We start from the raw sequence: 22,976 nt of genomic DNA on the forward strand, positions 1-22,976 counted from the left end.
GCTCAGGCGGCCTCCCCGGATTTGACGCCCGTTGCCAGCTGGACGATCTCGTTTTCGTTCATGTGGTCTCCCGTCACCTCGCCGACGATCCGGCCGGAGCGCATGACGAGGATGCGGTCGCAGATGCCGATCAGCTCTGGCATTTCGGAGGACACGACGATGATCGAACGCCCCTCCTCAGCCAGCTTGGCGATGAATTTGTAGATCTGTTCCTTGTTGCCGATATCGATACCACGGGTCGGCTCATCGATGATGACGACCTGCGGATCGAGCATCATCATCTTGGCCAGCAACAGCTTCTGCTGGTTGCCGCCGGAAAGCTGACCGGCCAGGATGTTCTTGGTGCCGGTGCGGATATCGAAATCACGGATCGCCTGATCGAGTGCCGCCGCCTCCTTTTTCCGGTCGATCTGCAAAAGACCGGTGAACTTGCTCAGCGAGGCAAGCGTCAGGTTGACCAGCAGGTCCTTGGCGAGCAACAAGCCCTTGCCCTTGCGGTCTTCCGAAAGGTAGGCAATGCCGGCCTTGAGGCTGGAATGTACATCGGTAAAAGCAACCGGATTGCCGTTGAGGCGAACCGGACCGCGACCTGTTCGAAGCCCGACAATACCTTCCATCAGCTCCGTGCGCCCGGCACCGACGAGCCCAGCAAAGCCCAAAATTTCGCCCTTGCGCAGCTTGAACGACGCATCCTGCGCATAACCCGGCGCATTGAAATGCTCGACATCCAGCACGACCTCTCGCACTTCCGCCGCGTGACGATCCGGATAAAGCTTTGCGACATCGCGCCCGACCATAAGCCGCGCCATGTCGGCGGGCTGCAGTTCGCTCGCGTCATGCGTCGCGATCAAGCGGCCGTCGCGCAGCACCGTCACCCGGTCGGCGATCTCCTTCACCTCGGGCAGGCGATGGGAAATATAGAGCACGCCGACGCCCTTAGCGCGGATATCCTTGATGACCTTGAGCAGAGCTTCGGTCTCATGCGGCGTCAGTGAAGCGGTCGGCTCGTCGAAGATGACGATGCGGTGCGGCACGAGCAGAACACGGGCGATCTGTACCAGCTGCCGCTGCGCGATCGAAAGGTTGGCGACGATGGTCCGTGGATCGAGATCGCCACCGAGATCGCGGATCGCCTTGGCGGCGCCCTCGTTCATGGTGCGGTCGTCGAGCGTCAACCCTTTGCGGATTTCGCGGCCGAGATAGATGTTCTGGGCGACGGTGAGATCGGGCGCCAGCAGGATTTCCTGGTGCACCAGCACGATGCCACGGCTTTCCGCATCGACGGGGCCGGAAAAGCTCACGACTTCGCCGCCCAATCGCATCTCACCGCGCGTCGGCGGCTGATTGCCGGCCAGGATCTTCATCAGCGTCGATTTGCCGGCGCCATTTTCGCCGATGATGGCGTGAACCTCACCCGGACGGACGGTGATATTGATATCCTTGAGGACTTCAACGATACTGAAGGTTTTGGAAAGGCCTGTCGCTTCCAAGAGAGGTGCAACTGCACCAGGAACAGCCGCGCTCATCTGCCGGCACCGGTCAAAACAGCAGGACGCACGTTCCGGCACCGGAACGCCGCATCGCCAGCAGCACACCTGTAGATAGCAGACAGCACTTGAATTCCTCCCAGGCCAAAAGCTAGCCTAAATTCTGAGGTACGTAAAGCAAGAAACGTGTGATTGCGTCGTGAGTCACGGCCCCGAAAACACAGACGTAATGTTCGGCACGCAAGGTCCGGATGACCGGCGATACGCTCAGTCAAAAGCTGCACAAAAGCGCTTATCTTCAACGCGATATGGCGGATAGACAGCATGTATCCGCATGGTCGCAATTACCCAGCCCGGCAGAAGGCGCATCAATACACCTGCACGAATTGCCGGCCCGCCGATCGACTGAGATGAACGTGAAAAAAGCCGCGCTCAGGCTTCGTTCGTTGAGGCGTTTACTGGAAACCGGCGTCATCCTCGGCCTTGTGCCGAGAATCTAACCACATCACCACGCATTGAACGCGGACAGAGGCTCGGGACAAGCCCGAGCATGACGGAGGAGAGGTTTCAGGCCTCTATAAGCAATCCAAGCCCGAGCCGAAGCTCGGGCTTTTCGTTCTCGAAAACCAATCAGACGTAACGGTTGACGATATTTTCCAGATATTCCTGGCGGCCGGAAACCGGCTCTGGGTTGATGTTCTGCTTCTCGACCCAGGAAGCGATGTCGTCGAGCTTGTATTCGCCGCGCAGCATCTTCTGGTATTCCGGGCTATCCCACTTGGCGTAACGAGCGTCGAGCGGAGCCTTCAGTGCGCCGTCGTCGATCATCTTGGCGGCAGCCTTCAGGCCGCGGGCGCAGCAATCCATGCCACCGATATGGCCGATCAGCAGATCCTGCGGATCGAGCGACTGGCGGCGCAGTTTCGCGTCGAAGTTGGTGCCGCCGTTCTTGAAACCGCCGCCTGCCAAGACGTGATAGAAGGCCAGCGCCATTTCCGGCACGTTGTTCGGGAACTGGTCGGTATCCCAGCCGGACTGCATGTCGTTGCGGTTCATGTCGATCGAGCCGAAAATGCCGAACGTGTTCGCCATGGCGATTTCATGCTCGAAGGAATGGCCGGCGAGGATGGCGTGGCCCTGCTCGATATTGACCTTCACTTCCTTGTCGAGGCCGTTCTTCTGCAGGAAGGCGTAGACGGTCGAGACGTCGTAGTCGTACTGGTGCTTGGTCGGCTCCTGCGGCTTCGGCTCGATCAGGATCGTGCCTTCGAAGCCGATCTTGTACTTGTACTCGACAACGAGGTTGAGGAAGCGGCCAAGCTGGTCGAGCTCGCGGGTGAAGTCGGTGTTGAGGATCGTCTCGTAACCTTCACGACCGCCCCACAGAACGTAGTTCGCACCGCCGAGACGCTTGGTGGCGTCCATGCAGGCCTTGACCGTCGCAGCCGAGAACGCGAACACATCCGGATCCGGATTGGTCGCGGCACCCGACATGAAGCGGCGGTTGGAGAAGAGGTTCGCCGTGCCCCACAGAAGCTTGGTGCCGGTTTCGGCCTGCTTCTTCTCGAAGTAATCGACGATCTCGTTGAGGTTCTTGGTGTTTTCGGCAAAGTTATTGCCTTCCGGACGCACGTCGGCGTCATGGAAGCAGTAGAACGGCGCCCCGAGCAGCGAGAAGAATTCGAAGGCGACATCTGCCTTCATCTTCGCCGCTTCCATCGTGTCCGAGAACCACGGGCGCTCGAAGGTCTGACCGCCGAACGGGTCGCCGCCCGGCCAGGTGAAAGTGTGCCAATAGGCGATCGCAAACCGCAGATGGTCTTCCATCCGCTTGCCGGCAACGATCTCGTCCGGATTGTAATGGCGGAAAGCAAACGGATTGGTGCTGTCCGGGCCTTCGTATTTGATTTTCTGGATGTCGCCGAAAAAGCCTGTGCTCATGGTTTAGTCCTCCTTGGGATTGTTGTGTCGTATAGTGCGGGAGCCCCTCATCCGCCTGTCGGCACCTTCTCCCCGTTCTGACGGGGAGAAGGACAATCGCGGCAACCTATCCGTCCCCTTCATCGTTGAGCGAGGCACGTCCCCTCTCCCCGCGCGCGGGGAGAGGGCTAGGGTGAGGGGCAATTTTATCAGTTCATCAGCGCTCTGATCGCCGGATAGGCCGCCCGATATCGCGCATAAGCGGCCTCATAAGCGCCACTCAGCGAAGCCACCGGATCGATCGTCTCCTCCGTCTTCGGCTGCGAGCAGATCGCCACCGGATCAGCCCCAGTCGCCGCGATCAGCCCCAATCGGGCAGCGCCGAACGCCGCACCGAAATCGCCGTCCGCCGGAATATCGACCGGCACGCCGAGCGAGGTGGCGATCGAGGCCAGCCAATAACGCGAGCGCGAACCGCCACCGATCGCCGTCACCCGGGAGATAGATGTCCCGGCCGATTTCAGCGCTTCGAGATTGTCGCGGATCGCAAAAGTGACACCCTCAAGCACTGCCTGCGTCAGCACCGCACGGCTGCTCTCGTGCTCGAGGCCGATGAACGAGCCCCGGATGACCGCATCATTATGCGGCGTGCGCTCGCCGGAGAGATACGGCAGGAAGGTGACGCCGGTCGGCGCCTTCAGGGCATCGCCTAGCTCCTGCGTCAGGTCCGCAGCCGACTTGCCGGCGATATGCGAATACCAGTTCAGCGCATCGGTGGCAGACAGGATGACGCCCATCTGGTGCCATGTTTTTGGCAACGCATGGCAGAAGGCGTGAACGGCGCTTTCCGGCTTCGGCAGGTAGGAAGCATTGGCGGCAAACAGAACACCGGACGTGCCGAGCGACACGAACGCATGGCCTTCAGCAACCGTGCCCATGCCGCAAGCCGAGGCCGCATTGTCCCCTGCCCCGCCTGCGACGACGACATCACCTGAAATGCCCCAGGAAGACTTGAGTTCGCCGCGCAGCTTGCCGGCCTGCTCGGTACCTTCGACCAGCGAAGGCATCTGTTTTTCGGAGAGGCCTGTCGCAGCCAGCAGTTCGGACGACCATTTGCGGGCGCCGGTATCAAGCCAGGACGTGCCAGCCGAATCCGACATCTCGGAAATATGCTCGCCCGTCAGCCAGAGCCGCAGGTAATCCTTAGGCAGCAGAACCTTGGCAACCTTGGCAAAAATCTCCGGCTCATGCTTGGCGACCCAGACAAGTTTCGGCGCCGTGAACCCCGGAAAAACGATATTGCCGGTCAGCTTGCGGAAGATCGGATTGGCGTCCAGCGCCGCCGCCTCTTCGTAGGAACGGGTGTCGTTCCAAAGGATGCAGGGGCGCAGCACCTTGTCGTCGGCATCAAGCAGCGTCGCGCCGTGCATCTGGCCGGAAAGACCAATGCCCTTCACCGCGGCAAGCTCCTTCGGGAACTTGGCCTTGAGGCCGGCGACCGCCTCTTCCGTCGCGCGAATCCAATGCGCCGGCTCCTGTTCCGACCAGCCGGAATGCGGGCGCGAGACCTCCAGCGAACCGCTCGCCGAACCGATGATCTTCTGATCGCCGTCGATGAGCATCGCCTTGACGCCGGACGTGCCGAGATCGAGACCGAGATACATGATGTCACTCCTTACTGTGCCGCATTTACGGCCTTTTATCAGCAACGCCCCGAAGGAGCGTCTTCAACTGCCCGATTGTCAGGGCAGATTATCCTTCAAGAATATGTCGATACGGATGCGCTCCTGCGCTGCGATAACCGGCAGGCCGTCCGCCTTGGCCTTCAGCACGCGGATGGCGCTGCGCACTTCATGGCCGGCATCCTGGTTCAGCACCGCGTCGATGACGCCGTCCGAAAGCGCCGAACGGGTCGATGCCGTCAGTTCATGGGCGATGACGATCGGCCGCCGCGCGACGCCTGCCTTCTGGATGGCGCGGATCATGCCGCGGTTACCGGCGCCGAGGCTGTAAATGCCGGCGATATCCCGGTTGCGCCGCAGTGCATCGGAAATCATCGTCTCCGCCAGCGCCGGATCGTCACGCCCTTCGAGAACCGGCAGGATATAAATGTTCGGGAAAGCCTCGCTGATGGCTGCCGAAAAACCTTCCAGCCGTTCGCGATGGTCGCGAACCAGCATCGAACCGGCCAGCACTGCGACCGTCGCCTCGCCATCGCGCGCAAACGGACCGCCCAGAAAGCGCCCGAGCAGGCTTCCTGCGGTACGCCCCGCAGCGATATTGTCGATACCGGCATAATGATCGCGGGCGGAATCCGGCAGGTCGGACACCAGCGCGACCATCGGAATGCCGGCCTGTTTGAGGCTTTCGGTCACCGCCCGCACTTCCGGCGTATCGAGCGCCACGAAGGCGACACCAGCCGGTTTATCGAGCAGCACGCTTTCCAGCGCCATGACCAGCGCCTCAGCATCGAAGGGCGGTACGTCGATGATGCGGATATCGCTACGGTCCGCACTGGAACGGGCAATTGCACCCCGCACCTCTTCATGCAGACCGATCATGAAGGAGTTGTCGTTGGCCGGCAGGATGAAGACGAAGGAATAGGTTCGGCTCTTTGCAAGGTTTGCCGCGGCGAGATCGCGCACATAGCCCAAAGAGGCGATCGCTTCCTCGACCTTGCCCTTCGTCACCGCACGCACGCCGGGGCGGCCGTTGAGCACCCGGTCGACTGTCGCAAGGCTGACGCCCGCGATCTTCGCGATGTCGTGGACAGTGGGCTTCATGAACTCCTCCGAGGAAGGTCGTAGCCCAATTTTTGAGGTACGTAAATCAGAATTTGCGGCACGTCACTCAAAAGTGGATAAAAATGTGCCCCAAACGAAAAGGGCCGTCGCTTTCGCGGCGGCCCCTTCCGGCGGTGGATAGGAGTGAAATGGTGGTCAGTGCCCTCCGCCGCCGCCGCCCTGCCGGGCGGGTTTGGCGATCAGGAAGACGAAAAAGATCAGGCTTCCGAACACGGCCGTGAGGATGAAGAAGACATCCATGAACGAGAGCAGCCAGGCCTGCTGGGTGATGATGCCAGCTATCTTCTGCAGCGCCACAGTGGAACCGTCGAGGCCGAACGTGTTGTAATTGGCACCGACGCTGTCCAGCCAGTTCATCGCTGCCGGATTGCCGTAGTTCACATGCTCGGAGAGCCTTGCATAATGTTCGTCGGTACGCTGCGTCAGGATCGTGTTGATGATCGCAAGACCGACGGCACCGCCGAGGTTACGGGTCAAGTTGAACAGGCCCGATGCGCCCTGGATGCGTTGCGGCGGCAGCGTGCCGAGCGCGATATTGCTGATCGGCACCATGCACATCATCATGCCGAAGCCGCGCAGGACCTGCGGCAGGAACAGTTCCCAGAAATCCCAATCGGCGGTGATGCCGGTCATCAGATAGGTACCGAGCGCGAACGACCCGAACCCGATCGCCATCAATACGCGCAGGTCCACCTTGGTCGACAGGCGCCCGACGATCGGCGCCGAGACGAACATTGCGATACCCGAAACGAACATGGTTTCGCCGATCATCAGGGAATCGTAGTGGCGGATGCGACCGAGATAGACCGGGTAAAGATAGGTGAGCCCGTAAAGGCCAACGCCCATCAGGAAGGAGAACAGTGAGCCGAAGGCGAAATTCGCATTGCTGAAGGCGCGCAGATCGACGACCGGAAACTCGATCTTGAAAGCCCGCCAGAAGAACACGACGGCGCCGACTACGATGAAGACGGTGCCGAGGACGATCCGCTCATCGCTGAACCAGTCCTTGTTATTGCCCTCTTCCAGCACGTATTCCAGCGAGCCGAGGAACAATGCCATCGAGGCAAGCCCCCACCAGTCGAACCGCTTCATCAAGTGCAGTTGCGGCTTGTCGAAATCGATCAGCGTGAAGGTGGTGATAGTCACCAGGATGCCCGGGATGATGTTGACCAGGAACAGCCAGTGCCAGGAAAAGGAATTGCTGAGATAGCCGCCCACGGTCGGGCCGATGGTCGGCGCGAGCGTTGCAACAAGGCCGATGATCGGCGAGACGACGGCACGCTTCGACGGCGGGAAAATGGTGAAGGCGGCCGCGAAGACCGACGGGATCATGCCGCCGCCGATAAAGCCCTGCAGCGCGCGGTAGACGATCATCTGCTCGATATTCGTCGCGGTAGCGCAAAGGGCGCTGGAGATGGTGAAGCCCGCCGCGCAGATCGCGAAGAGGTAGCGGGTCGAGATGATCCGCGCCAGCGTGCCCGACAGCGGGATCATGATGACTTCGGCGATCAGGTAGGAGGTCTGCACCCAGGCGATCTCATCCGAGCCGGCAGAAAGGCCGGCCTGGATTTCGGCAAGCGAGGCCGAAACGATCTGGATGTCGAGGATCGACATGAACATGCCGAACACCATTGCGAAGAACGCAATGACCTTGCGGCGATCCATGGGGGGATCGATTGGGCCTGCCCCTGCTACGGCCGTTGCGGTTGCCATGGCCGTTCTCCTTGGTTCTCTTTGACGACCGCGGTTACTTGGCTGCACCGGCGCCGGGCGCCGTGCGCGTATCGACATCCACGACGACCGAGAGACCGGCGCGCAGATGCTCACGCTCCAGGACTTCCTTCGGCAGCGAGATGCGGACCGGCACGCGCTGGACAACCTTGGTGAAGTTGCCCGTGGCGTTTTCCGGCGGCAGCATCGAGAAGACGGCGCCGGAAGCCGGAGCGATCGAGACGACGGTACCTTCCACCGTGTGTTCGTCGAACGCATCCACATGAACACGGACCTTCGAACCCGGCTCCAGATGGGCGAGCTGCGTTTCCTTGAAATTCGCCTCGATATAAAGCTCGGTGAGCGGCACCAGCGATGCAAGCCGCTTGCCGACCGAAACGAGGTCGCCGGTCTGGACGGCAAGATTGCCGATCACGCCGTCATAAGGTGCCTTGAGAATGGTGAAGTTCAGATCACGCTGAGCCTGATCACGAGCCAATTCCTGGGTGCGGATCGTGTTGACCGCCTCGTCACGCTGTGCATGCAGAAGGCCGATATTGGCCTGCGCGGAGGAAACCGCAGCCTGGCCGGCGACGAGATTGGCGCGGGCCTGTTCCAGGGCAATCTGGGCGCTATCGAGCGAGGCGGCGGTACCGACAGCACTCTGCTGCAGGCTGGTCGCACGCTTTTCGTTGATCTCGGCACCACGGACGGCAGCTTCGAGCGCACCCTGCTGGGCTTGCGCCTGCTTGACGGCAGCCTCGCCACCGACGATCTGCGCATCGATGCGCGATACGGCGAGCTTGGCGGATTCGATTGCCGCTTGCGCCTTGCGCAGAGCGAGCTGATAGTCGCCATCGTCCAGCGTGACCATCGGATCACCGGCCTTGACGGCCTGGTTTTCCACGACGTTCACCTTGGCGACGTAACCGGAAACCTTCGGCGAGATGACAGCGATATCGCCTTCGACGTAAGCGTCATCAGTCGAGACCATGAACCGGCCGTCGATCCACCAGTTATAACCATACCAGCCGGCACCGGCGAGGACTGCAAGCGCAATGATCGGAAGGACGAAACCACGCTTTTTCTTCTTTTCCGGCTCCTTCGCGGCGGCAGGCGCCGCAACCGCCTCGGCGGCTGCAGGAGCTTCGGAAGCAGGCGCGGTCTTGCGCGCTTCGGCTTCCACCGGGCCAGCGTTATCCGTCGTCACGGCGCGCAGTGCGCCCGTATTTTGAGAAGCCGTCATTGTCTTGATACCGTCTTGGGAGCGTCGGGTTTCATCGAACCGATCGGTTCGTTGAGCTTGACATAGACCTTTCCATACCACATATCAAGAGCAATCGAACCGCTCGGTTCGAAAAGGTTAAAAAAGGTATCACCATGGCTAGGCAGACACGCAAGCTTGAAAAGACCGAGGCGGCGCCTGCGGGTCGTTTCGCGGCGGGCGAAGACCCGGTCAAGCGCGAACAGATCATCGACGGCGCCAAGGCGGTGTTCATGCGGCTCGGCTTCGATGCCGCCAGTATGAACGACATCACCCGTGAAGCCGGCGTTTCGAAGGGGACGATTTACGTCTACTTTCAGAACAAGGAAGATCTTTTTTCCGCGATCATCTCGCGTGAACGCGAACGGATCACGCTCCGCATGCGCGATATTCTCGCCGGCAGCGAGGAGGTGGAAAACGGGCTCTACAGCTTCGGCATGGGCTTCACGACGCATATTACTGCCCCCGCAGTGATCGAAGCGATGCGCACCGTGATTGGTGTCGTGGATCGCCTGCCGAGCATCTGTCAGCAGTTTTTCAATTCACCGTCGCATAATGTGCGCACAGTTCTCGAAGATTTCATTAAACGCCACGTTGAACTCGGCAATTTGAAGGTAGAGGATACCGATCTCGCCGCCCGCCAGTTCATCGACATGGTAAGCGGCACCTACTTCAAGTTCCGGCTGTTCGGCGACCTTCAGGACGTCCCTCCGCAGGAAGACCTCGAACGGACGGTGACGGGTGCAATTCGCGTCTTCATGGCAGCCTATGGTAATCATAACGCATCCGTGATCGCAAAAAAGATGGAAACGGTCTGAGTTCCGGTCGCTTTGGCCGCAACCTTCTCTTGTTTTTGAGGGGCCGCATCTTAAATGCGGCACGCAATTACGCGTTTGGATTGAAAACAGGAGATATGGATGGACATTGCAGCGCTCGTAGCAGACCCGGCGGCCTGGATAGCGCTCGTTACACTTGTGGTCATGGAGGTCGTGCTCGGCATCGACAACCTGATCTTCATCTCCATCCTGACAAACAAGCTTCCACCTGAACATCGCGAACGCGCCCGCAAGATCGGTATCGGCTTGGCACTGGTCATGCGTCTCGGCCTGCTCGGTACGGTCGCCTGGATCGTCCAGCTCACCAATCCGCTGTTCGAGGCCTTCGGTCACGGCTTCTCATGGAAGGACCTGATCCTGATCGCCGGTGGCGTATTCCTCGTCTACAAGGCGACCAAGGAAATCCATCACTCCGTCGATGTGGTCGACCACAAGGAAGACCTGGTGGGTGCCGGCAAGGAAGTCGTGAAAATGAGCTTCTCTGCGGCAATCGTGCAGATCCTCATCCTCGACCTCGTCTTCTCGATCGACTCGATCATCACCGCTGTCGGCATGACCCCGCATCTGCCGATCATGATCGTCGCAGTCCTAGCAGCCGTCACCGTCATGCTGCTCGCCGCAACGCCGCTGGCCAACTTCATCGAAAAGAACCCGACCATCGTCATGCTGGCGCTCGCCTTCCTGCTGATGATCGGCGGCACGCTGATCGTCGAAGGTTTCGGCGTGCATGTGCCGAAGGGCTATATCTACGCGGCCATGGCTTTCTCGGCCGGCGTCGAAGCGCTCAACATGTTCGCCAAGAGCGCCCGCGCCAAGAATAAGTCCAAGGGCGGCGGCACGCTGCACTGATCTTAGATGCGAAAAGGGCGCCCCGCAGGCGCCCTTTTTATATCAGGCCTTCAATTCCCTCTCCACCGCCTCGACCAGCCGGCTGTCGTCGGCCGTCACATCGGGCGCAAACCGGGCCTTGATCTCGCCATCACGGCCGATCAGGAATTTTTCGAAATTCCAGACAATATCTCCGTCGGCGACAACTACTCCATGACCGCGAAGCCTTTCCTTCATCGGGCCGTCACCGGTCGTCGGGATGCTGGAACCGGTGAGTTGTTTGTAAAGCGGGTGCTGGTCGTCACCCTTGACGGAAATCTTCGAGAAGATCGGGAATTTCACATCATAGGTCAGCTGGCAGAATTCGACGATTTCGGAATCGGTGCCGGGCTCCTGGCCCATGAAATTGTTGGCCGGGAAGGCGGTAACGACAAAACCGTCGCTCTGCTTGTCCTCATAGAGCTTCTCAAGTCCCTCATATTGCTTCGTCAGGCCGCATTTGGAGGCAACGTTGACGACGAGCATCACCTTGCCTTTGAACTCGTTGAGAGAGGTCTCGCGACCGTCGGCCAGTTTCACCGGAATGTTCAAAACAGCGCTCATCGCAAATCTCCTGAGAATACAAAATCGGTTTGCGGCCCAAACTATTCCTGTCGCTTTGATTGTCCAGCCGATTGCCGGAACTTTGAGACCTTACCGGGATTGATACGCCGCGCGAGAGCGACATAATTCTCTCAAACGTCCTTCAAGGCAAAAATTCTTCCCTGCCTCAGACCCGCCGGAGCCGCATGACAACGCAGCAGATCCTCGCCTTTTCCGTCATCGCGCTGATGATGGCGGTCTTCATCTGGGATCGGTTCCGTTATGACGTCGTCGCGTGTTGTGCGCTGGTGCTGGCGGTCGTGGTCGGCATCGTGCCGCCGGACAAGGCGTTTTCCGGTTTTTCCGATGATATTGTCATCATCGTCGGCAGCGCGTTGATCGTTTCGGCCGGCGTCGCACGGTCCGGTGTCGTCGATATGGCGATCAAGAAATTCTTCCCAAACATTAGTTCGCTGCATACCCAGCTGGCGCTCCTGATGATCGTCGTGGCGCTGCTGTCCGCCTTCATCAAGAATATCGGCGCACTGGCGATCATGATGCCGGTCGCCTTCCAGTTCGCAAAGAAATCCGGCGCCTCGCCCTCGAAATATTTGATGCCGATGTCCTTCGCCGCGCTCCTCGGCGGGTTGATGACGCAGATCGGCACTTCACCGAACATCGTCGTCTCGCGCATCCGGGAGGAGCTGACCGGCACGTCCTTCACCATGTTCGACTTCACCCCGATGGGCGTCATCCTCTGTGTCGTCGGCATCACCTTCCTGATCTTCTTCCATTGGCTGGTACCGAGCCGTACCAAGCAGAACAGCTCGATCGAAGAAGCCGTCGAGATCAAGAACTACACGTCGGAAGTCATTATCACTGCGGAATCCACGGTCGTCGAAAAACCGATCGGTGAACTCCTGAAGCTCGGCGACGGCGAGGTGATCGCCATCGCGGTTCTGCGCGGCACCGCCCGCATGTCTCCCTTCCCCGATCTGAAACTGCGCGAGGGCGACGTCGTCCTGCTCGAAGGCCCGTCCAAAGCGCTCGACCTCGTCGTCTCCGGCGGAAAGCTGCAACTGTCCGGCAAGCCGCTGAAGGAAAACGGTCAGGACCAGGTAGACGTGATTTCCATCGAGGCGATCATCAGCCAGGAATCGCAATTGAAGGGCCTTTCCGCCAAGGAAATGGCCTTATCCTACACCCGCGGCGTCAACCTTCTGGCGATCAGCCGGCATGGCGAACGGGTCAAGGAACGCCTCGGCAGCCTGACGCTTGCCGCCGGCGACGTTCTGGTGCTGCAGGGCAGCCGCAAGAACTTGCCCGCCGTGATGCAGGATTTCGCGCTGCTGCCGCTCGCCCAGCGCGAGGTGCTGCTCGGCACCCGCCGCCGCGCCTTCATCCCGTTGGTCATCCTGGCGCTCGCCATGGCAACGACCGCCGTCGGCCTTGCGCCGGTCCCCGTTGCCTTCTTCGCCGCAGCGCTCGGCATGGTCGTCTTTCGTGCCATCCCGCTTGCCGATATCTACAAATCCGTCGACGGCCCGATCCTCGTCATGCTGGCGGCGCTGATCCCCGTCTCGGATTCGCTCAGAACCTCCGGCGGCAGCGACCTCATCGCCGGGTGGTTGGGTCAGGTAGCGATGAACCTGCCGGCCTGGGGCGCACTCGGCCTGATCCTGGTCACCGCCATGGCCGTGACGCCCTTCCTCAACAATGCCGCCACCGTGCTCGTCATGGCCCCGATCGCCGCGACCTTCGCCACCAATCTCGGCTTCCGGCCGGAGGCCTTCCTGATGGCGGTAGCGATCGGCGCCGGCTGCGATTTCCTCACCCCCGTCGGCCATCAGTGCAACACGCTGGTCTTCGGCCCCGGCGGTTACAAATTTTCCGATTACCCGCGCCTCGGCCTGCCGCTTTCCTTCCTGATCATCCTCATCAGCGTGCCGGCCCTGCTGTATGTCTGGCCGGTCAGGTAGTCTTAGAGGTAGGTTTCGGCCCAAAAATCTTGACGCTGTCGGCTGAATATGGCCTAAGCCTGCGACAATCCACATTGTCAAAACAGGCTTGGCGCCCATCCGCGCGCCTTGAGATCGAGAATACCGATGATCAACCCGACCCCGCGCGTCCGCATCGCCCCCTCGCCCACCGGCGAGCCGCATGTCGGCACCGCCTATATCGCTCTTTTCAACTACCTCTTCGCCAAGAAGAACGGCGGCGAATTCATCCTGCGCATCGAGGATACCGATGCGACCCGTTCGACGCGCGAATTCGAAGAGAAGGTGCTCGACGCGTTGCGCTGGACGGGCCTCACCTGGGCCGAAGGCCCGGATGTCGGCGGCCCCTACGGTCCCTATCGCCAGTCCGACCGCAAGGACATGTACCAGCCCTACGCGCAGGACCTGCTCGACAAGGGCCATGCCTTCCGCTGCTTCTGCACGCCGGAGCGCCTGGAGCAGATGCGCGAAGGCCAGCGCGCCGCCGGCAAGCCGCCGAAATATGACGGTCTCTGCCTGACTTATTCGGCCGAGGAAGTCACCTCACGTCTGGCCGCAGGCGAAGGCTCGGTTATCCGCATGAAGATCCCGACCGAGGGCAATTGCGAATTCACCGACGGCGTTTACGGCGACGTGTCGATCCCGTGGGATTCGGTCGATATGCAGGTCCTCATCAAGGGCGACGGCATGCCGACCTATCACATGGCAAACGTCATCGACGACCATCTGATGAAGATCACCCACGTCGCACGCGGCGAAGAGTGGCTGGCCTCCGTGCCGAAGCACATTCTTCTCTATCGCTATTTCGGCTGGGACCAGCCGGTGTTCATGCATCTTTCGCTGATGCGCAACGCCGACAAGTCGAAACTGTCGAAGCGCAAGAACCCGACCTCGATCAGCTACTACTCCGCGCTCGGCTATCTGCCGGAAGCGCTGATGAACTTCCTCGGCCTGTTTTTCGTGCAGATCGCCGAAGGCGAAGAACTGCTGACCATGGACGAGTTGACCGAAAAATTCGATCCGGAAAACCTCTCCAAGGCCGGCGCGATCTTCGACATCCAGAAGCTCGACTGGCTGAATGGCCGCTGGATCCGCGAAAAGCTGTCGCCGGAAGAATTCGTCGCCCGCACGCTCGAATGGGCGATGGAAAACCAGCGCCTGACGGAAGGCCTGAAGCATTCGCAGAGCCGCATCTCCAAGCTCGGCGAACTGCCGAACCTCGCCGGTTTCCTCCTGTCCTCCGATATCGGCCTGACGCCGGCCTCTTTCGCCAGCCTGAAGACCAGCCCGGCCGAAACGCTGGAAATCATCAACACCGTGCAGGCCGATTTCGAGAAGATGATCGAGTTCAATGTCGAGTCGATCGATGCGGAACTGCGCGCGATCGCCGACAAGTTGGCCAAGAAACTGCGCGTCGTCACCCCGCCGCTGTTCATCGCCATGTCCGGCTCGTCCCGCTCGCTGCCGCTGTTTGACTCGATGGCTATTCTCGGCCGCTCGGTCGTTCGCCAGCGGCTGAAGGTTGCTGCGACGGTTGTTGCCTCGATGGTGGGCGACGGAAAGTAATAGCGCGTGCTGCCGGTAACGGCGGCATGCTGAAATACCCCCCTCTGCCCTGCCGGGCATCTCCCCCACAAGGAGGGAGATTGGCAAGTGGCAAAGCGCCCGCCTTCCTTCAGCGTCGAATGCTGAGTTGACAGCGGCTGCAGTTAGAGTGGGGAGAGTGCTCCAATCAATCTCCCCCCTTGTGGGGGAGATGTCCGGCAGGACAGAGGGGGGTGGCCGCAACGAACAAAGCCCGAAGAAGGCGAGAACTATGACCGACAACAACACGACCGAACCCGCCCTCTCCTCCGACGCCACGCAGGTGCGCGCCCAGAAGCTTGCCATCCTTCGCGAGAAGATCGGCGACGTTTATCCGGCGCATTTCCACCGCACGATGACGAATGGCGAGCTGGCCGAGAAATACAAGGACCTCGAATCCGACGTCGAGACGCAAGACGTGGTGACGGTTGCCGGCCGCGTTTATTCCTCGCGCAATTCCGGCATGTTCATGGACATCCATGACGCCGGCGGCAAGATCCAGATCTTCTCCCACAAGGATGTGACGCCGCAGGAAGCGCGCGACCTGCTGTCGCTCATCGATATCGGCGACATCATCGGAGTTACCGGCACCGTGCGCCGCACCAAGCGCGGCGAGCTGTCGATCAACGCCCAGTCGATCATCATGCTGACCAAGTCGCTGCTCCCCATGCCGGAAAAGTGGCATGGCCTGTCGGATGTCGAGCTGCGGTATCGCAAGCGCCACCTCGACATCATGACCAATGAGGAATCCAAGCTCCGCTTCCAGCAGCGTTCGAAGATCGTCTCCGGGATCCGCCGTTTCATGGAAAACGACGGCTTCATGGAAGTCGAGACGCCGATGCTGCATTCGGTCTATGGCGGCGCCACCGCCGAGCCGTTCAAGACGCATCACAACACGCTGAAGCTCGACATGTACCTGCGCATCGCGCCGGAACTGTTCCTGAAGCGCACGCTGGTCTCCGGTCTTACCGACAAGGTGTTCGAGATCAACCGCAACTTCCGTAACGAAGGCGTCTCGACCCGGCACAATCCGGAATTCACGATGATGGAGTGCTACTGGGCCTATGCCGACTACGAGGACATCATGGATCTCGTCGAGCGCATGTTCGGCCAGCTCGCCATGGCGATCCACGGCTCGACCGAGTTCAAATTCCAGGACAAGGAATTGTCCTTCAAGGGTCCGTTCAAGCGCGTCTCGATGCCCGACTCCGTCAAGGAAGCGACCGGCCTCGATTTCCGCGCCATGAAGACCGACGAAGAAGCCCGCGCCGCCGCCAAGGGCGCCGGTTTCGCGGTCGAGAAGGACTGGACCTGGGGCGAATGCCTGGCCTTCATCTTCGAAGAGAAGGTCGAGCCGACGCTGATCCAGCCGAGCCACGTCATCGACTTCCCGAAGGACATCTCGCCCTTCGCCAAGGAAGTGCCGGGAGAGCCGCGCCTCGTCGAACGTTTCGAGACCTATTGCAACGCCTGGGAACTGGGCAACGCCTTCTCCGAACTGAACGACCCGGAAGAGCAGCGCAAGCGCATGGTCGAGCAGCTCGAGCAGGCCCATGCCCGCGGCGAGAAGGAAAAGCAGCTCGATGACGAATTCCTTGATGCCATCGACCAGGGCATGCCGCCGGCCGGCGGCCTCGGCATCGGCGTCGACCGTCTCGTCATGCTGCTGACGGACTCCCCGTCGATCCGCGACATCATCCTGTTCCCGGCGCGGCGCAACAAGCAGGACTGATTGGAGCGGAAGGTGATCGATTAAGAACATCCAGATAATCGATGGTGCGGAAAACTGTACCTACGATATCTTCCAGGCCACTGACGAGGAATTCGCCGCCATCTTTCCCGATGGCGGCGAAGTCGTCTTCATCGAAGATATCGTTCAGGACGAAACCAAGACAGACTTCTTCGATGAGATCTTCAAAAGGATCTGGGCCAGAAGAATCGAGAAACGTGACGCCGTCGGAATTCACGGAACGATTTTCTACGAGCAATATGAGAAGAGAAGGTATTTCCCGGACGGACTGTGGGATGCATCTGCTATAATCTAAGCTGGATGCCTTGCAGCATATATCCTCCGAACACCTCAGAGGGGTCCGGAGGACGGCCGAGTGTGGCTCGACGCACCTCTTACCCCTCCAGCGCAAACACCACCTCATAAAGTCCTGGACTGGCTTCCCCATAAGCCTTGTTGCCATCGATCATCCCCGCTCTCCGCAGGCGATCAATGACGCGCCTTGCCGCGTCGATATCCCGGCTCTGCGCGTAATTTACGACCCTCGTTCCATCGAGGCTCCGGTGAAGGCTGGCAGAGATCCAGCCCGGCACTTCGCTCGCGATCCGGGCGGCATCGCTGAGATAGGCGATGAGCTGCTCCTGGCCTCCCTCGGGAACGGTAAAGACATTGATCTGCGTGACGATGCCGCTCTGGGCACGGATAATGGGCATTGGCTTTCTCCTTCGGTTTAAGGAGGCGCAATGCGGACGGCAGGGAGATGCGAAACCGAAACACGAACCGATCGCACGCCAAGCCGCCGGCACTGCGCCGGTTGCTTGCCGCGGGTCCGCCTGGATAGGCGGCACGGAGCTTCCCGAAGGAAGGAGACGGGCTTACCAATGCCGTCTCTGGTCCTTTTCGACGACCGGGATTTTAGCGGGTGCCTCAAGAAACAGCAAGGCCGGCAAAGCCGGCCTTGTGAAGAGGATCAATGTACCGGCTTGGCGGGTTTGGCCGAAGCTTCCTGCTCCGGCTTGGCCGGTTTTGCAGACGCCGGAGCCGGGGCTGCGGCAGGTGCCGCACCGGATTGACCGCGCATCTTGGCGAGCCAGGCAGCGCCGGCGGCATCCGCCGCACTCGATCCGTTGGCCGGAGGTGGCGCAGCTTCGACATTTGCAGGCTTCGCGTCAGCCGGTGCAGCCTCTGCATGGATCGCGTCCGCATCGGTGGATTTGGACCAGCGCTTGCCGCCTTCTGCGGAGGTGCGCGGCTCGGGGGCCGGCTGTTCAGGCGCCTTGGCGGCCTGGGTCTCTGCTGGTTTCTCAGCAGGTTTTTCCGCTTCGCCGCCACCGAAGATCATGCTCGTCACGGAGGACAGGAAACCGCCCTCTTCCTTTTTCGGTTCGGCGGCAGCCTGCTCCTTGGGAGCGGCGGGTTTTTCGCCATGATCGGCTGCTGCCGCGGGTTTGGCAACAGCCGTTTCAGCCGGCGCGGCCTTTGGCGGCGCGGGTTTTTCGCTGCCATGTGCGTCGGCCGCAGCGGCAGCTGGAGCCGCGGTGCCGTGATCTGCCGTAGGCGCGTCATGGCTGCTCGCCGGTGCAGCGGCATGGTCGGCCGGTGCCGACTCGGCACCGTGGCCTTCGACTGGCGCTTCTTCCTTCTTGGATCCGAAAATCATGCCGGTAATGGAACTCAGGAAGCCGCCGCTCTCCTTGGCAGCAACCTCTTCGCCATGGCCTTCAGCCGGTGCTCCGTGCCCTTCGGCAGCCGGCGCCGCACCATGGCCGGAGGCTTCGCCATGGCCGGAAGCGGCTTCGCCATGCCCCGAGCTCTCGCCATGACCGGACGACTTGCCGTGGTCTCCACCACCCTTTTTCGGCTTTTCGCCATGGCCGCTCGCTGCGCCATGTTCACCCGCAGGTGCTGCGGCGGCAGGATCGATACAATCGGCCTTGTCGGTTAAACGCGCCGTCAGCGCCTCGACGTCTTCAAGCGGCAGATCGACACGCATGCCGTAGAACTCGCCGTCCGGTGCCGCGTTGCCATCGAGATAATAGGCGGAATAGGTCTGCGCGCTGGCGCCCTCCGGCGCTTTGGCGAGATTGGGAATATAGACCACCTGCGCGCCGATCGTGCGGCCACGCATGCGGGCGCGGTCGGTCGGGCCGGACTTGTCCACCATCGCGACCTGCACGAGATCGGCATGTTCCTTTTCCTGCACCGCCTTGGCAACGCGCAACGCGGTGCGGATACGCGCCATGCTGTCGCCCGGCTCGTCGCTCACCACGTATTTGCGCACCCAATAGCGCTGATCGCGTTTGATCTTGACCGTATCGAGCGTGGTGCATTTCAGCCCGTTGATCTCCAGATAGGAGGGGCCGAGAATCTTGTCTGTGCCGATGAAGACTGCCGCAGCGCCGCTGCCGCCGCCGAGCACGACCACGCTGCCCATCATCAGGAAGATGAGCTTCTTGGAAAACCGGAACTTGAGACCCTTCACAAGCCGAACTCCGGCATGATCAACTCCATTTACGCAAAACAACAGGATGGAATATCGCCCGGATACTCTCTCATTCATGTTGAGGAAGCTTTAATCGGCCGCGCAGTTTTACTCTCCTACCGAACATTCCTCATTGCCGAACCGTGCCATTTCGATCCTTGCGTGTTTTTGCGAATGAGTTGCAATAGCATTGACAGCCCGAAAAACGCCGTTAGATTAAAATGCGAATGAGTTGCAACAAGGGATCTGACAGCGCATGTCGCTCCGAAAAATCGCAAGCCTCGCCGTCTTCCTGATCGGCCTTCCCGTCGCAGCGCTCGCCCAGGAAAAGCCGAAAGTGGTGACCACCTTCACGATCATCGCCGACATGGCGCGCAATGTCGCGGGCGATGCGGCCGTAGTCGAAAGCATCACCAAGCCCGGTGCGGAGATCCATAACTACCAGCCGACGCCGGGCGACATCCTGCGGGCGCGCAATGCCAATCTGGTGCTGCGCAACGGCCTCAATCTCGAACTCTGGTTCGAAAAATTCCTTGCCAATCTCGGTAAGGTACCAAGCGTCACGGTCACGGATGGCGTCACGCCGATGGCGATTGCCGGCGGCGCCTACCAGGGCAGGCCCAACCCGCATGCCTGGATGTCGCCGGACAATGCGGTGATCTATGTCGAGAACATCCGCAAGGGTCTCGCCCAGGTCGATCCCGCCCACGCTGATGTCTATGCCGCCAATGCCAAGGCCTATACCGACAAGATCAAGGCAATGGTGCAGCCGATCCGCGACCAGCTCGGCAAGCTGCCGGAAAATCATCGCTGGCTGGTGACGAGCGAAGGCGCCTTTTCCTATCTCGCCCGCGATTTCGGCCTGAAGGAACTGTACCTCTGGCCCGTCAATGCCGACAGCCAGGGCACGCCGCAGCAGGTGCGCGCCGTCATCGATGCGATGCGCGAGCATCAGGTGAAGGTGATTTTCAGTGAGAGCACCGTGTCCGACAAGCCGGCCAAGCAGGTCTCTTCCGAAACCGGCGCGAAATACGGCGGCGTGCTTTACGTCGACTCGCTCAGCGAAGCGGATGGCCCGGTGCCGACCTATCTCGACCTGCTGCGCGTCACGAGCGAGACAATCGCCAAGGGGCTGGCGCAATGATGATGGGCAAGGTGAAGCCGGTCAGCGCCGGCCTGGCGCTTGAGAACGTTACGGTCGCCTATCGCAATGGCCATACAGCGCTGCGGCAGGCAAGCTTCACGGTCCCGAAAGGCACGATCACCGCGCTGGTCGGCGTCAACGGCGCCGGCAAGTCGACGCTCTTCAAGGCAATTATGGGCTTTGTATCCCTCACACAGGGTTCCGTCGAAATCCTCGGAATGCCGGCCAAGGAGGCCTTGCGAAAGAACCTCGTCGCCTATGTGCCGCAGGCCGAAGAGGTAGACTGGAATTTCCCGGTTCTCGTCGAGGACGTGGTGATGATGGGCCGTTACGGCCACATGAATTTCCTGCGCATTCCCTCACGCCGCGACAAGGACATGGTCACCGAGGCTTTGCGCCGGGTGAACATGGAGGAATATCGCAAACGCCAGATCGGCGAGCTTTCGGGAGGCCAGCGCAAGCGCGTCTTCCTCGCCCGCGCTCTGGCGCAGGAAGGCCAGGTCATCCTGCTCGACGAACCGTTCACCGGCGTCGATGTGACCACCGAAGAACAGATTGTCGAACTCCTGAAGGCACTGCGCGATGAGGGCCGTGTCATGCTGGTCTCCACCCACAATCTCGGCAGCGTTCCGGATTTCTGCGACCGCACCGTTTTCGTCAAAGGCACAGTCATCGCCTACGGCAAGACGGAGGATACGTTCAACGAAGCCAATCTCGAAAAGGCCTTTGGCGGCGTTCTCCGCCATTTCATCCTGAGCGGCTCGGAACTGCATAACGATGCCGATACCCGCCGCGTCAAGGTGATCAGCGACGACGAACGGCCCTTCGTCATCTATGGCGAGAACGGCAAGGAGAAGAGTGGCAGCCCTCAAGCCGAGGTGAAGGCAGATGCTTCAGACGCTCATTGAACCCTTCACCTATGGCTATATGCGCAACGCCATTCTGGTCAGCGCGCTGGTCGGCGGCGTTTGCGGCTTTCTCTCCGCCTACCTGATGCTGAAAGGCTGGTCGCTGATCGGCGATGCGCTGTCCCATGCGATCGTGCCCGGGGTTGCCGGCGCCTATATGCTCGGCCTGCCGTTTTCGATCGGCGCCTTCATTTCCGGCGGGCTGGCGGCCGGCGCCATGCTCTTCCTCAACCAGCGAACGCGGCTGAAGGAAGACGCGATCATCGGCCTGATCTTTACTTCCTTTTTCGGGCTCGGCCTGTTCATGGTGTCGCTGTCGCCGACGGCCGTGGATATCCAGACCATCGTGCTCGGCAATATCCTCGCCATCACGCCAGAGGACACGCTGCAGCTCGTCATCATCGGCGGCGTCAGCCTCGTCATCCTGGCGCTGAAATGGAAGGACCTGATGCTGACCTTCTTCGATGAGAACCACGCCCGCGCCATCGGCCTGAAGCCGGATTTGCTGAAAATCCTGTTCTTCACCCTGCTTGCCGCCTCGACGGTTGCAGCCCTGCAGACGGTCGGCGCCTTCCTCGTTATCGCCATGGTCGTCACGCCCGGCGCCACCGCTTATCTGCTGACCGACCGTTTCGAGCGGCTGATCCTGATGGCCCTCGGCATCGGAGCTGCAACCAGCTTCATCGGCGCCTATCTCAGCTATTTCCTCGACGGCGCCACCGGCGGCATCATCGTCGTGTTGCAGACCGCACTGTTCCTCATCGCTTTCCTGTTTGCGCCGAAACACGGCATGCTCGCCGCCCGCCGCCGCATCCGGGCCTCGCTGGAGGACAATGCATGAGCGAGTTTCTCGAACTGGCGCTCCTGCCCTTCCAGCTTCCATTCATGCAATCCGCCTTCATCGTGACGCTGATGATCGCCGTGCCGATGGCGATCATCTCCTGCTTTCTGGTGCTGAAAGGCTGGTCGCTGATGGGCGACGCCGTCTCGCACGCGGTTTTGCCGGGCGTGGTCATCGCCTATATGCTGGCGATCCCGCTCTCGGTCGGCGCCTTCGTCGCCGGCATGGCCTGCGCGCTGATGACCGGCTTCCTGAAGGAGAACAGTCGCATCAAGGAAGACACGGTGCTCGGCATCGTCTTTTCCGGCATGTTCGGTCTGGGCCTCGTGCTTTACGTCAAGGTGCAGGCGGATGTGCATCTCGACCATATCCTGTTCGGCGACATGCTCGGCATCGCAGCGTCGGACCTGATCGAGACCGGGCTCATAGCGCTGGTGGCAACGCTTTTCCTCGTCATCCTGCGCAAGGACCTGCTGGTCCATTCCTTCGACGAGCAGCACGCCAAGGCGATCGGCCTGCCGGTGCGCCTGCTGCATTACGGCCTGCTGGCCGTCCTGTCGCTGGCCGTCGTCGGTGCGCTGAAGGCCGTCGGCATCATTCTCTCGGTCGCCATGCTGGTCGCGCCGGGCGCTATCGCCTTCCTGCTCACGCGTCGCTTCACCGCCATGTTGATTACATCCGTGGCAATCGCCGTCGGCGCTTCGGTCTCCGGCATCTATCTCAGCTTCTTCCTGGACAGCGCCCCCGCACCGACGATCGTGCTGCTGATGACCGCGCTCTTCGTCTTCGCCTTCATCAAGACGTCGCTCATCGCCCGCACCGCATCCTGATTTTTCGCACCCCTCTTGCGCGGATCGAAC

At 60.7% G+C, this 22,976-nt stretch carries 20 protein-coding genes; 11 read left to right on the forward strand and 9 right to left on the reverse strand.

What is annotated here, in order from left to right:
- Positions 1-2: 2 nt before the first annotated feature.
- On the reverse strand, positions 3-1,526 hold the full coding sequence (locus KX729_RS10065; RefSeq protein ID WP_219742298.1) for a sugar ABC transporter ATP-binding protein: 1,524 nt from the start codon (positions 1,524-1,526) through the stop codon (positions 3-5).
- Between the two features lie 212 nt (positions 1,527-1,738).
- On the opposite strand from KX729_RS10065, the gene KX729_RS10070 reads away from it, so the two are divergent.
- Positions 1,739-1,987 (forward strand): hypothetical protein, encoded by a 249-nt coding sequence (locus KX729_RS10070; RefSeq protein WP_219742299.1) that lies wholly within the window; start codon positions 1,739-1,741, stop codon positions 1,985-1,987.
- Between the two features lie 130 nt (positions 1,988-2,117).
- Here KX729_RS10070 and xylA read toward each other — a convergent pair whose 3' ends face one another.
- The 5 genes from xylA to KX729_RS10095 all read right to left on the reverse strand — a co-directional run bounded on the left by xylA (position 2,118) and on the right by KX729_RS10095 (position 9,167).
- On the reverse strand, positions 2,118-3,428 hold the full coding sequence (xylA, locus tag KX729_RS10075) for a xylose isomerase (RefSeq protein ID WP_219742300.1): 1,311 nt from the start codon (positions 3,426-3,428) through the stop codon (positions 2,118-2,120).
- 188 nt (positions 3,429-3,616) lie between these two features.
- The gene (xylB, locus tag KX729_RS10080) at positions 3,617-5,071 is read right to left on the reverse strand and encodes a xylulokinase (RefSeq protein WP_219742301.1); all 1,455 of its coding nucleotides are present in this window, start codon (positions 5,069-5,071) and stop codon (positions 3,617-3,619) included.
- Positions 5,072-5,149: 78 nt separating this feature from the next.
- Positions 5,150-6,190, reverse strand: a complete 1,041-nt coding sequence (locus KX729_RS10085) for a LacI family DNA-binding transcriptional regulator (protein WP_219742302.1) — start codon at positions 6,188-6,190, stop codon at positions 5,150-5,152.
- A 156-nt stretch (positions 6,191-6,346) separates the two neighbouring features.
- Entirely contained in the window at positions 6,347-7,924 is a 1,578-nt protein-coding gene (locus KX729_RS10090; RefSeq protein ID WP_219742303.1) for a DHA2 family efflux MFS transporter permease subunit, read from the reverse strand.
- 34 nt (positions 7,925-7,958) lie between these two features.
- Entirely contained in the window at positions 7,959-9,167 is a 1,209-nt protein-coding gene (locus tag KX729_RS10095; protein WP_219742304.1) for an HlyD family secretion protein, read from the reverse strand.
- A gap of 134 nt (positions 9,168-9,301) precedes the next feature.
- Between KX729_RS10095 and KX729_RS10100 the strand changes: the two genes are divergently transcribed.
- Both KX729_RS10100 and KX729_RS10105 read left to right on the forward strand, forming a co-directional pair.
- Entirely contained in the window at positions 9,302-10,003 is a 702-nt protein-coding gene (locus tag KX729_RS10100; RefSeq protein WP_219742305.1) for a TetR/AcrR family transcriptional regulator, read from the forward strand.
- Between the two features lie 99 nt (positions 10,004-10,102).
- Entirely contained in the window at positions 10,103-10,870 is a 768-nt protein-coding gene (locus tag KX729_RS10105; protein ID WP_219742306.1) for a TerC family protein, read from the forward strand.
- 42 nt (positions 10,871-10,912) lie between these two features.
- Here KX729_RS10105 and KX729_RS10110 read toward each other — a convergent pair whose 3' ends face one another.
- Complete coding sequence (locus tag KX729_RS10110; RefSeq protein ID WP_219742307.1) at positions 10,913-11,452, reverse strand: glutathione peroxidase; 540 nt, start codon at positions 11,450-11,452, stop codon at positions 10,913-10,915.
- A 185-nt stretch (positions 11,453-11,637) separates the two neighbouring features.
- Here KX729_RS10110 and KX729_RS10115 point away from each other — a divergent pair, with 185 nt between their 5' ends.
- The 4 genes from KX729_RS10115 to KX729_RS34910 all read left to right on the forward strand — a co-directional run bounded on the left by KX729_RS10115 (position 11,638) and on the right by KX729_RS34910 (position 17,057).
- The gene (locus KX729_RS10115) at positions 11,638-13,410 is read left to right on the forward strand and encodes an SLC13 family permease (protein WP_219742308.1); all 1,773 of its coding nucleotides are present in this window, start codon (positions 11,638-11,640) and stop codon (positions 13,408-13,410) included.
- Between the two features lie 126 nt (positions 13,411-13,536).
- Complete coding sequence (gltX, locus tag KX729_RS10120) at positions 13,537-14,994, forward strand: glutamate--tRNA ligase (protein ID WP_219742309.1); 1,458 nt, start codon at positions 13,537-13,539, stop codon at positions 14,992-14,994.
- A 250-nt stretch (positions 14,995-15,244) separates the two neighbouring features.
- Positions 15,245-16,744, forward strand: coding sequence for a lysine--tRNA ligase (gene lysS / locus KX729_RS10125; protein ID WP_219742310.1), 1,500 nt, complete (start codon positions 15,245-15,247; stop codon positions 16,742-16,744).
- Between the two features lie 67 nt (positions 16,745-16,811).
- A complete protein-coding gene (locus KX729_RS34910) occupies positions 16,812-17,057 on the forward strand; it encodes a DUF8220 family protein (protein ID WP_512699455.1) in 246 nt (81 codons plus the stop codon).
- A gap of 79 nt (positions 17,058-17,136) precedes the next feature.
- Here KX729_RS34910 and KX729_RS10135 read toward each other — a convergent pair whose 3' ends face one another.
- Together KX729_RS10135 and KX729_RS10140 are read right to left on the reverse strand one after the other, a co-directional pair.
- A complete protein-coding gene (locus KX729_RS10135) occupies positions 17,137-17,454 on the reverse strand; it encodes an antibiotic biosynthesis monooxygenase family protein (RefSeq protein ID WP_219742312.1) in 318 nt (105 codons plus the stop codon).
- Positions 17,455-17,711: 257 nt separating this feature from the next.
- Complete coding sequence (locus tag KX729_RS10140; RefSeq protein WP_219742313.1) at positions 17,712-19,223, reverse strand: hypothetical protein; 1,512 nt, start codon at positions 19,221-19,223, stop codon at positions 17,712-17,714.
- A gap of 256 nt (positions 19,224-19,479) precedes the next feature.
- On the opposite strand from KX729_RS10140, the gene KX729_RS10145 reads away from it, so the two are divergent.
- The 4 genes from KX729_RS10145 to KX729_RS10160 are packed head-to-tail and all read left to right on the forward strand — an operon-like array spanning position 19,480 to position 22,946.
- Positions 19,480-20,367: a metal ABC transporter substrate-binding protein gene (locus tag KX729_RS10145; RefSeq protein WP_219742314.1), complete on the forward strand. Its 888-nt coding sequence runs from the start codon at positions 19,480-19,482 to the stop codon at positions 20,365-20,367.
- On the forward strand, positions 20,364-21,275 hold the full coding sequence (locus KX729_RS10150) for a manganese/iron ABC transporter ATP-binding protein (protein WP_376775948.1): 912 nt from the start codon (positions 20,364-20,366) through the stop codon (positions 21,273-21,275). The genes KX729_RS10145 and KX729_RS10150 overlap by 4 nt, the downstream gene beginning before the upstream one ends.
- Positions 21,256-22,116 (forward strand): metal ABC transporter permease, encoded by an 861-nt coding sequence (locus KX729_RS10155; RefSeq protein ID WP_219742315.1) that lies wholly within the window; start codon positions 21,256-21,258, stop codon positions 22,114-22,116. The genes KX729_RS10150 and KX729_RS10155 overlap by 20 nt, the downstream gene beginning before the upstream one ends.
- On the forward strand, positions 22,113-22,946 hold the full coding sequence (locus KX729_RS10160) for a metal ABC transporter permease (RefSeq protein ID WP_219742316.1): 834 nt from the start codon (positions 22,113-22,115) through the stop codon (positions 22,944-22,946). Before KX729_RS10155 ends, KX729_RS10160 begins: the two co-directional genes overlap by 4 nt.
- Positions 22,947-22,976: the final 30 nt, after the last annotated feature.

Origin of the sequence: Neorhizobium populisoli (assembly GCF_019430945.1) — a bacterium.
Classification (GTDB): domain Bacteria; phylum Pseudomonadota; class Alphaproteobacteria; order Rhizobiales; family Rhizobiaceae; genus Neorhizobium; species Neorhizobium populisoli.